Source organism: Streptomyces sp. NBC_00271, from assembly GCF_036178845.1.
Lineage (GTDB): Bacteria > Actinomycetota > Actinomycetes > Streptomycetales > Streptomycetaceae > Streptomyces.
The window spans coordinates 9,422,879-9,438,008 of sequence record NZ_CP108070.1; the positions used below are offsets into that span (position 1 = coordinate 9,422,879).

A 15,130-nucleotide genomic window follows, 5' to 3' on the forward strand; every position below is an offset into this window, starting at 1 on the left:
CCTGTGTGGCTGACGTACGACAAGGAGGCTGCCCATGTCCCCCATGCCCGCGTCCCTTTCCGAGCCTCGGGTGGGGGTGTGGCTGATCGGAGCCCGCGGCTCCGTCGCCACCACCGTCATCGCGGGCTGCGCGGCCCTCACCGCCGGCCTGCACCCCCCGACGGGCATGGTCACCGAGACATCCCTCTTCGCCGAGTGCGGCCTGCCCACCCTGTCCTCCCTCGTCTTCGGCGGCCACGACACCGTGGACTGCCCCCTGCCGAAACGGGCCGAGGCCCTGGCTGCCGGCGGTGTGCTTCCCCCCGGCCTCCCCTCGGCGATCGCGGCCGAACTGGAGGCCGCCGACGCGGAGATCCGCCCCGGCGGCCCCGCCCCCGGCGACACACGGGACGACTCCGAGCTCGTGGACGCCTTCGCGGCCGATCTGCGCGACTTCGTACGACGCCGGGGCCTGACCCGTGCGGTCGTGCTGAACGTGGCCTCCACCGAACCCGCACCCGTGGGCTCCGCCCTGCCCCCGAGCTCGCTGTACGCGGCGGCGGCGCTGGCGGCCGGCTGCCCCTACGTGAACTTCACCCCGTCCACCGGCCTGCACCACCCGGCGCTGGCCTCGGCGGCACGTGCCGGCCGCCTCCCGTACGCCGGCCGCGACGGCAAGACGGGCCAGACCCTGTTGCGGTCGGTGCTCGGCCCGATGTTCGCGCAGCGCGCGCTGGCGGTCCGCGCATGGTCCGGCACCAACCTGCTCGGCGGCGGCGACGGCGCCTCCCTCGCCGACCCGGCCGCCGCAGCGGCCAAGAACGCCGGCAAGGAACGGGTCCTCGCGGACACCTTGGGCGGGGCCCCGCAGGGCGAGGTCCACATCGACGACGTACCGGCCCTCGGCGACTGGAAGACCGCCTGGGACCACATCGCCTTCGACGGCTTCCTCGGCACCCGGATGATCCTGCAGACCACCTGGCAGGGCTGCGACTCCGCGCTGGCGGCGCCCCTGGTCCTCGACCTCGCGCGCCTGGTGTCCCGCGCGCACGAGGCCGGTCTCTCGGGCCCCCTGAGCGAACTCGGCTTCTACTTCAAGGACCCGGTGGGCGACGGGCCCGCGGCGCTGGGTGAGCAGTACGCGGCCCTGGCGGGGCTCGCGCGACGGCTCCGCGCACTCCCCGGGGGGACCCGATGACGCCGCTCTCGCCCAGGCCGGACCGACCGACCACGACGAGCCCACCGCAGAGCCCGATCCCGCGCCAGAGCCGGAGCCAGAGCCCGCGGGCGGGTACAACATCCGGGGCCGGGGCCGGGGCCGGGGCCGGAGCAGGAGCGGGAACGGGAGCCAGAGCCAGGGCTTGGGCCGAACTCCTCCGGCTCCCCGCCCTGTTCACCGTCCCGGGCGACGCCCTCGCCGGCGCCGCCACCACCGGCAACCGCCCCAACCCCCGCACCCTGCTCGCCATCGCCTCCTCCCTCTGTCTGTACGAGGCGGGCATGGCCCTCAACGACTGGGCCGACCGGACCGAGGACGCCCTCGAACGCCCACACCGCCCACTGCCCTCCGGACGCATCCACCCGTCCGCGGCCCTCGTCGCCGCAGGCGCCCTCACGGCGGCGGGCCTGGCCCTGGCAGCACGCGCCGGACGCCCGGCCCTCGCCGTCGCGGCCCCCCTCGCGGCCACCGTCTGGGCGTACGACCTCGCGCTCAAGCGAACCCCCGCCGGGCCGGCGGCGATGGCCACCGCGCGGGGCCTGGACCTGCTCCTCGGCGCGACGGCCACCGGCGGCAGCGCCCGCCCCGCCCTGCCCGCCGCCCTGACCCTGGCCACCCACACCCTCGCGGTGACCACGGTGTCCCGCGATGAGACCCGGGGCGGTTCGCCGCTCGCACCGCTGGCCGCGCTCGCCACGACGGGCACGCTCGCCTGGACGTTGACGAGACCCCCGGGAGCCCCGGGCACGACCCCCTCCCGATACCCCGCCGCGGCCCCTTCCCGGCACCCCGCCCCGGTTTTCTCCCGGCACCCCGCGGCGGCCTCCTCCCTGCGCACCGTCCTCGCCGCCGCCTTCATCACCACCTCGGGCCGCCCCCTCCTCCACGCCGCACTCAACCCCTCACCCCCGCTCACCCAGCGAGCCGTCGGCGGCGGAATCCGCGCGATGATCCCCCTCCAGGCCGCCCTCGCGGCCCGCTCCGGCGCCCTCGCCTCCGCCCTCCTCACGGCCGCCCTCGCCCCGGCGGCCCGCAGATTCGCGAGGAAGGTGAGCGTCACATGACCCCGACACCCCACCGCACGAACCCCCGGTCCCACGCCACGAACGCAAACCCCCTCCGCTTCGGCTACGGCACCAACGGTCTCGCCGACCTCCGCCTCGACGACGCCCTCGGCCTTCTCGCGGACCTCGGCTACGACGGCGTCGGCCTGACCCTCGACCACATGCACCTGGACCCGCTGGCCCCGGACGTCGCCGCCCGCACCCGGAAGGTGGCCCGCAGGCTGGACACCCTCGGACTCGGCGTCACCGTCGAGACCGGCGCCCGCTATGTGCTCGACCCGCGCCGCAAGCACGGCCCCTCTCTCCTCGACCCGGACCCGGCCGACCGGGCCCGCCGCGTCGACCTCCTCATCCGCGCCGTCCGCATCGCCGCCGACCTCGGCGCCCACGCCGTCCACTGCTTCAGCGGCGTACTCCCGGCCGACCCGACCCACCTGGCCAACCCAGCCGACCAAGCCCATCCCGTCGCCACGGCCCACCCGGCCGAGGACACCGCCTGGAAGCGCCTCGCCGAGGCACTCACCCCCGTGCTGGACGCGGCCACCCACGCCGGCGTCCCGCTCGCCGTCGAACCCGAACCAGGCCATCTCCTCGCCACCCTCGCCGACTTCCACCACCTGCGGCGCATCCTCGGCGACCCGCCCGCCCTCGGCCTCACCCTCGACATCGGCCACTGCCAGTGCCTGGAACCCCTGCCACCCGCCGACTGCGTCCGCGCCGCCGCCCCCTGGCTCCGGCACGTCCAGATCGAGGACATGCGCCGCGGCCACCACGAACACCTCCCGTTCGGGGACGGGGAGATCGACTTCCCGCCCGTACTCGAAGCCCTGGCCGCCACCGGCTACCAGGCGCTGACCGTCGTCGAACTGCCCCGCCACTCCCACGCGGGCCCCCACTTCGCCGCACAGTCCCTCCCGTTCCTCCACCGCGCGGCCCGGGCGATCCCCGCAGGCGCCGAAGGGAGCACCCCGTGAACCACCACCCACACCCACCCCACGGCAGCACGGCGAACCACCCGGCCGAACCCGCCCTCGCCGCCCTGCACGCCCGTCTGAACACCTCCCTCGCTCCGTCCGCCCGCGTCTGGCTGGACCAGGCCCTCGACGAGGCCGCCGACCATCCCGGCACCCACGGACCCATCTCCGTCTGGGAGTTGCGCATCGCGGAGGCGGCCCGCCGCTGCGGCCCCGAGCACGCCGACGCCGCCCGCGTGCTCCTCCTGCACGCCGCCCGCGCCGACCCGGACTCACTCGCCCGCGTCTACCGGCAGGGCACGGCCGCCGAACGCCGGGCCGTCCTGCACGCCCTTCCCCACCTCGTGCCCGGCCCCGACGCACTGCCCCTCGTCGAGGACGCCCTGCGCACCAACGACACCCGGCTCGTCGCCGCCGCCCTCGGCCCGTACGCCGCCCGCCACCTGGACGCCCACACCTGGCGGCACGCCGTCCTGAAGTGCCTGTTCACCGGCGTACCCGTGGACGTCGTGGCCGACCTGGCGCCGCGCGCCCACGCGGACGCCGAACTCGCCCGGATGCTCGGCGACTACGCGCGGGAACGCACCGCCGCGGACCGTCCCGTCCCCGAGGACCTGCACCGCGTCCTGGCCCTGACCGAGCCCACCGCCGCCCCCGCAGGCCCGTGCGGCACCTCCCGCACATCCGGCAAGGAGTCCTGATGCGCATCTTCGACCCCCACATCCACATGACGTCACGGACCACCGACGACTACGAGGCCATGCACACCGCGGGTGTCCGCGCCCTCGTCGAGCCCTCGTTCTGGCTCGGCCAGCCCCGCACCTCGGTCGCCTCCTTCCTCGACTACTTCGACTCGCTCCTCGGCTGGGAACCCTTCCGCGCCGCCCAGTACGGCATCGCCCACCACTGCGCGCTCGCCCTCAACCCCAAGGAGGCGAACGACCCCCGTTGCGTCCCGGTCCTCGACGAACTGCCGCGCTATCTCGTCAAGGACCAGGTCGTGGCCGTGGGCGAGATCGGCTACGACTCGATGACCCCCGCCGAGGACACCGCCCTCGCCGCCCAGCTGCAACTCGCCGCCGACCACGAGCTCCCCGCGCTCGTCCACACCCCGCACCGCGACAAGCAGGCCGGCCTGCGGCGCACCCTCGACGTCGTCCGGGAGTCCGCCCTGTCCCCGGACCGCGTCCTGGTCGACCACCTCAACGAGAACACCGTCAAGGAGGCCAAGGACAGCGGCTGCTGGCTGGGCTTCTCCGTCTATCCCGACACGAAGATGGACGAGGAACGCATGGTCGCCGTCCTGGCGGAGCACGGGCCGGAGCGGGTGCTCGTCAACTCGGCCGCGGACTGGGGCAGAAGCGACCCCCTCAAGGCCCGCCGCGTCGCCGACGCCCTGCTGGCCGCCGGGTTCACCGAGGACGACGTCGACCGGGTGCTGTGGCGCAACCCCGTCGCCTTCTACGGCCTCAGCGGCCGACTGAGCCTCGACGTCATCACCCCCGACGTCACCCACGAAGGCAACTCCATCCTGCGCGGCGGGGAGTGAGCGATGCGCTTCCGCCACCCCGACGGCTCCACCGTCCACCTCGCGTACTGCACCAACGTCCACCCGGCCGAAACCCTCGACGGCGTCCTCGCCCAACTCCGCGACCACTGCGAACCCGTCCGCCGCCGCCTCGGCCGCGACCGCCTCGGCATCGGCCTGTGGCTGGCCAGGGACGCCGCCCACGCCCTCGTCACCGACCCCTCCGCGCTGCGCGGCCTGCGCACCGAACTCGAACACCGCGGCCTCGAAGTCGTCACCCTCAACGGCTTCCCCTACGAAGGCTTCGGCGCCGAAGAGGTCAAGTACCGCGTCTACCAGCCGGACTGGGCCGACCCCGAACGCCTCGCCCACACCACCGACCTGGCCCGAGTCCTCGCCCAGCTCCTGCCCGACGACGTCACCGAAGGCAGCATCTCCACCCTGCCCCTCGCCTGGCGCACCGCATACGACCAGGAGCGGGCGACGGCAGCGCACGCCGCGCTGACCACGCTCGCCGAACGCCTCGACGCCCTCCACGAGCTCACCGGCCGCTCCCTGCGCATCGGCCTGGAACCGGAACCCGGCTGCACCGTCGAGACCACCCGTGACGCCCTCGCCCCGCTCACCGCGATCGGTCGCGACCGCATCGGCATCTGCGTCGACACCTGCCATCTCGCCACCTCCTTCGAAGACCCGCACACCGCCCTGGACGCGCTCGCACAGGCCCGCGTCCCCATCGTCAAATCCCAGCTCTCAGCCGCCCTGCACGCCGAACACCCCCATCTCCCCGAAGTCCGGGCGGCCCTCGCCGCCTTCGACGAACCCCGCTTCCTGCACCAGACCCGCACCCTCACCGCCGCGGGTCTGCGCGGCACCGACGACCTCGGCGAGGCCCTCGCCGGTGACGCCCTGCCCGACGCCTCCCCGTGGCGCGCCCACTTCCACGTCCCGCTGCACGCGGCCCCCGCCGCACCCCTCACCTCCACACTCCCCGTCCTGCGGGCCGCACTGACCCGCCTCGTAGGCGGCCCGCACCCCCTCACCCACCACCTGGAGGTCGAGACCTACACCTGGCAGGCACTTCCGCCGGAGCTGCGCCCCCGAGCCCGCGCCCAGCTCGCCGACGGCATCGCCGCCGAACTCACCCTCGCCCGGGACCTGTTGACGGACCTCGGCCTCAAGGAGCTGCCGTGACCCCACCACCACAGGAGCCGGCCGACCCCACTCCTCTCCTCGTCCTGGACATCGTCGGCCTCACCCCCCGTCTCCTCGACCACATGCCTCACCTCAAGGCCCTCGGCCAGTCCGGTTTCCGTGCCCCGCTCGGCACCGTCCTGCCCGCCGTCACCTGCGCCGCCCAGTCCACCTTCCTCACCGGCACCCACCCTTCCGAGCACGGCATCGTCGGCAACGGCTGGTACTTCCGCGAGCTCGGCGACGTACTGCTGTGGCGGCAGCACAACGGCCTGGTGTCCGGCGACAAGCTGTGGGACGCCGCCCGGCGCGCGCACCCCGGCTACACGGTCGCCAATATCTGCTGGTGGTACGCCATGGGCGCCGACACCGACATCACCGTCACTCCCCGTCCCGTCTACTACGCCGACGGCCGCAAGGAACCCGACTGCTACACCCGGCCCCCGGCCCTGCACGACGAACTCACCGAGAAATTCGGCACGTTCCCCCTGTTCCACTTCTGGGGTCCCGGCGCCGACCTCGTCTCCAGCCGCTGGATCATCGACGCGACCCGCCACATCAACCGCACCCGCCGGCCGGACCTGACCCTCTGCTACCTCCCTCACCTCGACTACGACCTCCAGCGCTTCGGCCCCGACGACCCGCGCTCCCTCCAGGCGGCCGCGGACCTCGACGCGGCCATGGCTCCCCTCCTCGACGACGCGAAGGCGGAAGGCCGCACCGTCGTCGCGCTCTCCGAGTACGGCATCACCCGCGCGGACCGCCCCGTCGACATCAACCGCGCCCTGCGCCGCGCCGGACTCCTCGAAGTGCACACGCAGGACGGCATGGAGTACCTCGACCCGATGGCCTCCCGGGCCTTCGCGGTCGCCGACCACCAGATCGCCCATGTCTACGTGCGCCGCCCCGAGGACCTGGAGGTCACCAAGGCAGCCCTCGCCGACCTGCCCGGCATCGAGCGACTCCTCGACGACGAGGGCAAGAAGACCCACCACCTCGACCATCCGCGCTCCGGCGAACTCGTCGCCGTCGCGGAGCCGGACGCCTGGTTCACGTACTACTACTGGCTCGACGACGCCCGCGCGCCCGACTTCGCGCAGCTCGTCGAGATCCACCGCAAACCCGGCTACGACCCGGTCGAACTCTTCATGGATCCCCTCGACCCCTACGTCAAGGTGAAGGCGGCCACGGCACTGGCGCGCAAGAAGCTCGGCCTGCGCTACCGCATGGCGGTCGTGCCGCTGGACCCCTCACCTATTCGCGGCAGCCACGGCCGCCTTCCCACGAGCGACGACGAAGGTCCGCTCCTCATCTGCTCCACCCCCCGCACCGCTCCCGGCCGCATCGCGGCCACCGAAGTGAAATCCCTGCTGCTCGACCTGGCCGGCCTCACCTGACGAGACCTGACAAGGCGTGACGAGCAACTACGGAAAGTGAAGCACGCGCCACTGACAACGCGTCCGGCGAGCGCTTCGCACGCCTCTGACCTGCGCACGAGCGGCAGACCGACGGCACCCGTCAAAGCCGTACACCGATCCGAAAGAGAGAAACCGTGACCGCCTTCCACGACGAACCCGCGACCGGCGAAGCCCTGCGCCGCGCTCTCGGCCTCAACCGCCGCCGCTTTCTGAGCACCTGCACCGCCGCCGCGACCGCGGCGATCGCGGCACCCGTCCTCGGTGCCTCGCCCGCCCTGGCCCAGGACCGGGGCAGAGGCCACGACCACGACCACGGCGGTGACGTCCTCGTCCCCGCGAACAAGCGCGGCATCATCCTCTACACCGTCCGGGACGCCACGGGCCGCGACCCGCTCGCGACCGACCTGCCCTCCGGATTCCGCGAGGTCTTCAAGCAGCTCTCGCGCTTCGGCTACCGGCAGGTGGAGTTCGCCGGATACGGCCAGCACGCCAACGCTCCCGGCGGCGCGAGCCTGGAGTCCGTGCAGGGCGCCAAGCTGCTGCGTTCCTGGCTCGACGAGTACGGGCTGCGGGCGCAGGGCAACCACGGCTTCATACCCCCGTCCTGGCCCCTCACCACGGCCGACCTGGACACCTTCAAGAAGCACCTGGAGATCGCCAACATCCTCGGCATGGCGCACATGGGCACCGGTGGCGACCCCACCGGCAGCGCCTACCGCGCCGACTGGGACGCGGCCGCCGACAAGTGGAACGCGCTCGGTCAGATCGCCCGCCGCGAGGGACTCAAGCTGTACACCCACAACCACGACGCGGCGTACGGATTCCTGCTCGACGGGGGCCCGCTGGACGCCCAGGGCAACCCGACCCGCAGCTCCGGCATCCGCAAGCTGGAGTACTTCCTGAAGATCACCGACCCGAAGGTGGTCTGGCTGGAGATGGACATCTTCTGGGCGCACGTGGCCCAGTACAAGTTCCACACGTACACGGCCCACGACGGCTCCACCCGGGAGAAGGTCTTCGATCCCGCCGGGCTTGTCGTCCGCAACAACAAGCGCTACCCGCTCTTCCACGCCAAGGACGGCGTCGTCAACACGACGAACGGCATGGGCTACGACATGGTGCCGTTCGGCACCGGCGTCATCGACTACACCACGTTCTTCTCGCGCGTCGGTGACCGGAACTACCACAACCCGATGGTCGAGCAGGACAACGCCCCGAGCTCGACGGACGCCGGGCAGTCACTCACGCACGCGAAGATCGGCTACGACAATCTCGCGGCCCTCCGCAAGCGGCGTCACTAGCTTCGCGGCAGTGCACCGGGCGGCCCTCCCCACAACGCGCCACGTGGGGAGGGCCGCCCGATCGGTGCTCTGTGCTCGGTGCTCTGTGCCGGTAGGAGACCTTTCAGCCTGTTGGCCAGGAGACCTCTCAGCTCGCGGGCTGCGGCTGAGGAGTGCGCACGTCGCTGTCGCGCCCCGGCTGCTTCAGCAGCAACGCGATCGCCGCCGCCAGCATCGAGATACCGCCGGCCAGTGCGTACGCGCCGTTGTAGCCCCAGGCCGCGACCACCATCGAGCCGAGACCGCCGCCGAACAGGCCGCTGATCAGCTTGCCGCTGTACACCAGGCCGTAGTTGGTGGCGTTGTAGTTCTCGCCGAAGTAGTCCGGTGTCAGGGCCGCGAACATCGGGTAGAACGCGCCGCCGCCGAACCCGGAGAGGAAGGCGAAGAACAGGAACAGCCACTCGCTCTTGATGTCACCGGCCCAGATCACCCCGAACTGCGCGAGCCCCAGCACGACGATGACGAACACCAGGGTCAGCTTGCGGCCCCAGGTGTCGGACAGCCAGCCCACCACGGCCCGGCCGATGCCGTTGATGACGGCCATGATGCCCATGGAGGACGCCGCCACCAGCGGGCCGAAGCCCACTTCCTTGGCGAAGTCGACCTGGAAGGAGATCCCGAAGATCGACACGCCCGCGGTCATGACCAGCGTGATCCACATCAGGGGCAGCACACCCGTCCTGATGGCCTCCTTGGGCGTGTACTGCTTCACCGCGGGAGGGTTCTTGGCGAGGGCGGCGGAGGTCTTGCTGTTGCCGCCGTACGTCAGCGGGTCGATGTCCGCGGGCCACCAGTTCTTCGGCGGGTCCTTGAAGAAGAACGCGCAGGACAGCACGACGATCATCACGTAACAGCCGATGAGGTCCAGGACACGGTGGTAGTTCCCGGTGTCGAACGCGTAGTTGAAGATGAAGATGAACGGCAGGGAGCCGTAGGCGAATCCGCCGTTGACGAATCCGGTCCGCGCGCCCCGCCGCTCGGGGAACCACTTGCCGACCATGTTGATGCAGGTCGCGTACACCAGGCCGGAGCCGAGGCCGCCGATGACGCCGAAGCCCAGGATGGCCAGCAGCACGTTGCTCAGGTGCGAGAGGGCCAGGAAGCCGATCACACACATGACCGCGCCGATGTACATGGCCCTGCGGGCGGTGAGGATGCCCCGCTCCCGCAGCCAGCCCGCCGGGAAGGCTATGCCGGCCTGGAAGAAGACCCAGACGCTCAATATCCAGAAGGTGTTGCTCTGCGTCCAGCCGTGGGCGTGGGACAGGGTGTCCTCGGCCGAGCCGTACGCGTATTCGAAGACGCTGATGGCCATCATGGCGATCCACGGCAGATACACCATGAACTTGCGGGAGTGGCCGAGGATGTCGCGGTCCGTCTCACCGATCCGGTAGACACGGCCCCGGGCGTCGGTGACTTCGCGGTACGAGCGGTTCGAGGCGTCGGCGGTGGCCGAAGCGCCCTGGGGGGCGATGGGTTCTGTCGTCATGTCACGCCATCTCCTCGCCGAGCGGTTGCGGGTTGGGGACGATCCTTTGGGCCTTCGGCCGGTCCGGTGATTTGAGGAACAGCGCCAGCACAGCAGAGGCGAGGCCGATGGAGCCCGCGAGTACGAAGGCCCCGTGGTAGTCCCACGCGCCGACGACGACCGCGCCCATGCCCGAGCCCACGAGGCCCGAGATCAGCTTCGAGCTGTAGACCATGCCGTAGTTGGACGCGTTGTTGTTCTCGCCGAAGTAGTCCGCCGTCATGGCCGCGAACAGCGGGAAGATCGCCCCGCCGCCGAATCCGGAGACCATGGAACAGAACAGGAAGAACGGCATGCTGCCCATCTGGCCGGAGACCAGCACCCCGAACTGGGCGGAGCCCAGCACCAGACAGACGATGATCAGTGTGTTGCGGCGTCCGAACCGGTCGGAGATCCAGCCGATCACGCCGCGCCCCGTGCCGTTGACGATCGCCTTCAGGGACATCGCGGTGGCCACGATCCCGCCCGCGAACCCCATGTCCTTGCCGAACGGCACCTGGAAGGCGATGCCGAAGATGTTGATCCCGGCGGTGCACAGCAGACAGAACCACATCATCCATAGAACGGGCGTGCGGGCGGCCTCCTTGGGGGTGTACTGCTTCACCGCCGGCGGGTTCTTCTCCAGCGCCCGGCGGATCCTCGGGTCGTCGGACACCTTCAGCGGGTCCACGTGCGGGGGCCACCAGCCCTTGGGCGGGTCCTTGAAGAACCAGCCCGCGAAGGCGACCACGGCACAGCAGACCAGGCCCACCGTCACCAGGACGCCCTGGTAGTTGCCGAGGTCCATGTACGAGGCGAACAGGAACACGAAGGGCACCGAGCCATAGGCGAAACCGCCGTTGACCAGGCCTGTCTTGCCACCCTTGCGCTCCGGGTACCACTTGCCGACCATGTTCACGCAGGTCGCGTAGACCAGGCCGGCGCCGATCCCGCTGAACATGCCGAAGCCGATGTACGCGACGGTCACATGCGGCGCGAACGCGAGCGAGAGGTAGCCCAGGACCGTGCCCAGCGCGCCGAGCATCATGGCGTACCGCGCGGGCAGCCGTCCGCTCTCACGCAGTTGGCCGGCCGGGAAGGCGACGGCGGCCTGGAAGAATATCCAGACGCCCATCAGCCAGAAGATATGCCCACTGCCCCAGAGATGGGCGTCGTGCAGGGTGTCCTCGGCGGAGGTGAACGCGTACTCCGAGGAGCTGATGCCCAGCATCCCCATCCAGGGGAAGAGCACCATGGTCCAGCGTGGTCGCCCCATGATGTCCCGATCGGTCTCACCGATGCGGTACAGGCGGCCGTTGCGATCCGTCACCTCCCTGTAGGGGACGGATGTCGATACGTCGGTGGTTGTCATGTCGGTTCAGCACCCCTTGCGTCGAAAGATCTGGCCAGCGCCCCCTGTCCAAATGCCTTTCGTGTGCGCACGGGTCCTGGGGGCGGCCGACGCGCACCGTCGGCCGCCCCCGCCCTGGTTCACCTCATGAACCGCCCCCCAAAAGGCCCGCCGCCCGCGCCCAGCGATACTTCGCGCCGAGCACGGCCACCGGCTTCTCCGTCGTGTACGGGTACGCCACGACCCCCCGCTCATACAGGTACTGGCAGGCCTCCTCGACCTCGACGTCACCCGCGAGCGACGCCACCACGGGCTTCTCGATGCCGCGCTCACGGAATTCGGCCACCACACGCGCGGTGAGCTCGGCGAAGACCATGGGAGGGGTCACGATGGTGTGCCAGTAGCCGAGGACGAGCGCGTGGATGCGCGGGTCCTCCAGGCCCAGCCGGATCGTCGCCTCGTACGTCGACGGCGGCTCGCCCCCGGTGATGTCCACCGGGTTGCCCGCGGCCCCGAAGGGCGGGATGAACGCCCTGAAGGACGCGTCCAGGTCCGGCGGGATCTCCATCAGGGACAGGCCGTTGTCCGTCACCGCGTCGGACAGGAGCACACCGCTGCCGCCCGCACCCGTGATGATGACGATGTTGTCGCCCTTGGGGGTGGGAAGTACGGGCAACGCGCGCGCGTACTCCAGCATGTCGTTCAGCCCGGGAGCCCGGATGACGCCGGCCTGCTTCAGGATGTCCTCGTACACGGCGTCGTCGCCCGCGAGCGCGCCGGTGTGCGAGCCGGCGGCCTTCGCCCCGGCGGCCGTACGCCCCGCCTTCAGGACGACGACCGGCTTCTTCGGGACCGTCGCACGCGCCGCCTCCACGAAGGCGCGGCCGTCCTTCAGGTCCTCCAGGTGCATCGCGATGCACTCGGTGTGCGGGTCCTCGCCGAACCAGGTGAGCAGGTCGTCCTCGTCCAGGTCCGACTTGTTGCCGAGCCCGACGATCGCGGAAACACCCGTCTTCGTAGTGCGCGCGAAGCCCAGGATGGCCATCCCTATGCCACCGGACTGCGAGGTGAGCGCGACGCCGCCCTTCACGTCGTACGGTGTGCAGAACGTGGCACACAGGTCCTGCCACGTCGAGTAGTAGCCGTAGATGTTCGGCCCGAGCAGCCGGATCCCGTGCCGCTCGGCGATGGCCACGATCTCGTCCTGGAGCTCGTGCTCGCCGGTCTCCGCGAACCCGGAGGGGATCAGTACGGCGTTGGGGATCCCCTTGCGTCCCACCTCCTCCAGGGCCGAGGCCACGAACTTGGCGGGGATCGCGAAGACCGCCACATCCACCTCACCGGGAACGTCGGTGACACTCTTGTACGCCTTGCGGCCCTGAATGTCATCGGCCTTGGGGTTCACCGGGTGGATCTCGCCGGCGAAGCCCCCGTCGACGAGGTTGCGCATGACCGAATTGCCGATCTTGCCCTGCTCGTTGGAGGCACCGATCACGGCCACGGACGAGGGCTCCATCAGCCGCCGCATCGACGTGAGGATCTCCTCGCGCGTGTACTTGCGCCGCTCCTTGGGGACCGAGTCCGCGAGGATCACGCGGATGTCCGCGGCGACCGCGCCTTCCGGAGTGGCGATCACCGGGTTGAGGTCCACCTCGGCGATCTCGGGGAAGTCCGCGACGAGTTCGGAGACCCGCCGGATCTGCTCGGCGATCGCCCACCGGTCCACCGGCGGCGCGCCGCGCACCCCGCGCAGGATCTCGGCCGCCCTGATCGAGTCCAGCATCGACAGCGCCTCGTCGGCGTCCACGGGGGCGAGCCGGAAGGTGACGTCCTTCAGGACCTCCACCAGCACCCCGCCGAGCCCGAAGGCGACGACCTTCCCGAAGGTCGGGTCGGTCACCGCCCCGACGATGACCTCCTGCCCCTGGGGGAGCAGTTCCTGGACCTGGACGCCCTCGATGCGGGCCCGCGGGTCGTAGGCCCGCGCGTTCTCGACGATCTTGTGGAAGGCGGCGCGTACGTCCGCCGCGCCCTCCACGCCCACGATCACGCCGCCGGCGTCGGTCTTGTGCAGGATGTCCGGCGAGACGATCTTCATCACGACGGGCCCGCCGAAGCGCGCCGCGTACGCCACCGCCTCGTCGACGTCCGTCGCCAGCTCCTCCCCGGGGACGGCGATCGCGTACGCGTCGGCGATCACCTTTCCCTCGGGAGCGGTGAGTGCGGTCCGCCCCTCGGCCCGCACGGCGTCGAGGAGCGTGCGCACCCTGAGCATCCGGTCTTCGGCCATCACTCAGATCACCCCGTTCGACTTGAGCAGGCGAAGTTCCTCGTCGCCGAGGCCGAGTTCGCCGATGTAGACCTCTTCGTTGTGCTCGCCGAGCAGTGGCGAACTGGTCACGTCCACGGGGGAGTCGGAGAGCTTCAGCGGGCTGCCCACGGTCACGAACTCGCCCCGCTCGGGGTGCGGCACCGACACGACCATCTCGTTGGCGACCAGCGACTCGTCCTCGATGATCTCCTTGGTGGACAGGATCGGGCCGCACGGGATGTTGTGGGCGTTGAGCTTCTCCAGCACCTCCCACTTGGGGAGCGTGGCCGACCACTCCTCGATGAGCTGGAACATCTTGGTGAGCTGTGGCAGCCGGGCCTCCGGGGTCGCCCACTCGGGGTCGTCCGCCAGCTCCGGCCGTCCGATGAGCTCGGTGATCGGCTTCCAGCCGACGGGCTGCACGATGACGTACACGTAGTCGTTGGGGCCGCCCGGAGCGCACTTGACCGCCCAGCCCGGCTGGCCGCCGCCGGACGCGTTGCCGGAGCGGGGAACCTCGACGCCGAAGTCGTCGTTGGGATATTCAGCGAGCGGGCCATGGGTCAGTCGTTGCTGATCGCGCAACTTCACCCGGCAGAGGTTGAGCACGGCATGCTGCATGGCCACGTTGACCCGCTGCCCGCGCCCGGTGTTCTCCCGCTGGTACAGCGCCGCGAGAATCCCCGCCACGGCGTGCACGCCCGTGCCAGAGTCACCGATCTGGGCTCCCGTCGCCAGCGGCGGCCCGTCCTCGAAACCGGTGGTCGACATCGACCCGCCCATGGCCTGCGCGACGACCTCGTACGCCTTGAAGTTGGTGTACGGGCCGTCCCCGAACCCCTTGATGGAGGCATAGACGATCCGCGGATTGATCTCCTGGATGCGGTCCCAGGTGAAGCCCATGCGGTCGACCGCGCCCGGTCCGAAGTTCTCGACCATGACGTCGGAGCGCCGGATCAGTTCGGTGAGGATCTCCTTGCCGCGCTCGGTCTTGGTGTTGAGGGTGATGCTCCGCTTGTTGCAGTTGAGCATCGTGAAGTAGAGGGAGTCGACGTCGGGGAGGTCGCGCAGTTGCTTGCGGGTGATGTCACCGGTCGGCGCCTCCAGCTTGACGACGTCCGCGCCGAGCCAGGCCAGCAGTTGTGTGGCGGACGGGCCAGACTGGACGTGCGTCATGTCGAGGACACGGACGCCTTCGAGAGCCTTGGTCGACGTTCCTGTGATCGGGGTGATCGGGGTCAT

At 70.8% G+C, this 15,130-nt stretch carries 12 protein-coding genes; 8 read left to right on the forward strand and 4 right to left on the reverse strand.

From position 1 onward, the window contains the following. The first annotated feature begins 43 nt into the window (after nucleotides 1–43). The 8 genes from OG798_RS42795 to OG798_RS42830 all read left to right on the forward strand — a co-directional run bounded on the left by OG798_RS42795 (nucleotide 44) and on the right by OG798_RS42830 (nucleotide 8,677). Nucleotides 44–1,177: an inositol-3-phosphate synthase gene (locus tag OG798_RS42795; RefSeq protein ID WP_179857252.1), complete on the forward strand. Its 1,134-nt coding sequence runs from the start codon at nucleotides 44–46 to the stop codon at nucleotides 1,175–1,177. After that, nucleotides 1,174–2,262 (forward strand): SCO3242 family prenyltransferase, encoded by a 1,089-nt coding sequence (locus OG798_RS42800; RefSeq protein ID WP_328758763.1) that lies wholly within the window; start codon nucleotides 1,174–1,176, stop codon nucleotides 2,260–2,262. The genes OG798_RS42795 and OG798_RS42800 overlap by 4 nt, the downstream gene beginning before the upstream one ends. Continuing rightward, nucleotides 2,259–3,236, forward strand: a complete 978-nt coding sequence (locus OG798_RS42805; protein ID WP_267063451.1) for a sugar phosphate isomerase/epimerase family protein — start codon at nucleotides 2,259–2,261, stop codon at nucleotides 3,234–3,236. The genes OG798_RS42800 and OG798_RS42805 overlap by 4 nt, the downstream gene beginning before the upstream one ends. Beyond that, nucleotides 3,233–3,937 (forward strand): EboA domain-containing protein, encoded by a 705-nt coding sequence (locus OG798_RS42810; protein WP_323138768.1) that lies wholly within the window; start codon nucleotides 3,233–3,235, stop codon nucleotides 3,935–3,937. Before OG798_RS42805 ends, OG798_RS42810 begins: the two co-directional genes overlap by 4 nt. Continuing rightward, nucleotides 3,937–4,785, forward strand: a complete 849-nt coding sequence (locus OG798_RS42815) for a TatD family hydrolase (protein ID WP_328758765.1) — start codon at nucleotides 3,937–3,939, stop codon at nucleotides 4,783–4,785. The genes OG798_RS42810 and OG798_RS42815 overlap by 1 nt, the downstream gene beginning before the upstream one ends. A gap of 3 nt (nucleotides 4,786–4,788) precedes the next feature. Then, nucleotides 4,789–5,958 (forward strand): metabolite traffic protein EboE, encoded by a 1,170-nt coding sequence (eboE, locus tag OG798_RS42820; RefSeq protein ID WP_328758766.1) that lies wholly within the window; start codon nucleotides 4,789–4,791, stop codon nucleotides 5,956–5,958. Then, complete coding sequence (locus OG798_RS42825; protein WP_328758767.1) at nucleotides 5,955–7,355, forward strand: nucleotide pyrophosphatase/phosphodiesterase family protein; 1,401 nt, start codon at nucleotides 5,955–5,957, stop codon at nucleotides 7,353–7,355. Before eboE ends, OG798_RS42825 begins: the two co-directional genes overlap by 4 nt. 155 nt (nucleotides 7,356–7,510) lie before the next feature. Then, entirely contained in the window at nucleotides 7,511–8,677 is a 1,167-nt protein-coding gene (locus OG798_RS42830; RefSeq protein WP_328758768.1) for a sugar phosphate isomerase/epimerase family protein, read from the forward strand. Nucleotides 8,678–8,804: 127 nt separating this feature from the next. Here the strand turns inward: OG798_RS42830 and OG798_RS42835 are convergent, their stop codons facing one another. From OG798_RS42835 to frc, 4 genes are all read right to left on the reverse strand, one after another. Then, a complete protein-coding gene (locus OG798_RS42835) occupies nucleotides 8,805–10,208 on the reverse strand; it encodes an OFA family MFS transporter (RefSeq protein ID WP_328758769.1) in 1,404 nt (467 codons plus the stop codon). Nucleotide 10,209: 1 nt separating this feature from the next. Continuing rightward, a complete protein-coding gene (locus OG798_RS42840) occupies nucleotides 10,210–11,598 on the reverse strand; it encodes an OFA family MFS transporter (protein ID WP_328758770.1) in 1,389 nt (462 codons plus the stop codon). 124 nt (nucleotides 11,599–11,722) lie between these two features. Beyond that, nucleotides 11,723–13,867 carry an acetate--CoA ligase family protein gene (locus tag OG798_RS42845; protein ID WP_261686605.1) on the reverse strand — a complete coding sequence of 715 codons (2,145 nt, stop codon included), beginning with the start codon at nucleotides 13,865–13,867 and terminating at the stop codon, nucleotides 11,723–11,725. Between the two features lie 3 nt (nucleotides 13,868–13,870). After that, nucleotides 13,871–15,130, reverse strand: coding sequence for a formyl-CoA transferase (gene frc, locus OG798_RS42850; RefSeq protein WP_054230194.1), 1,260 nt, complete (start codon nucleotides 15,128–15,130; stop codon nucleotides 13,871–13,873).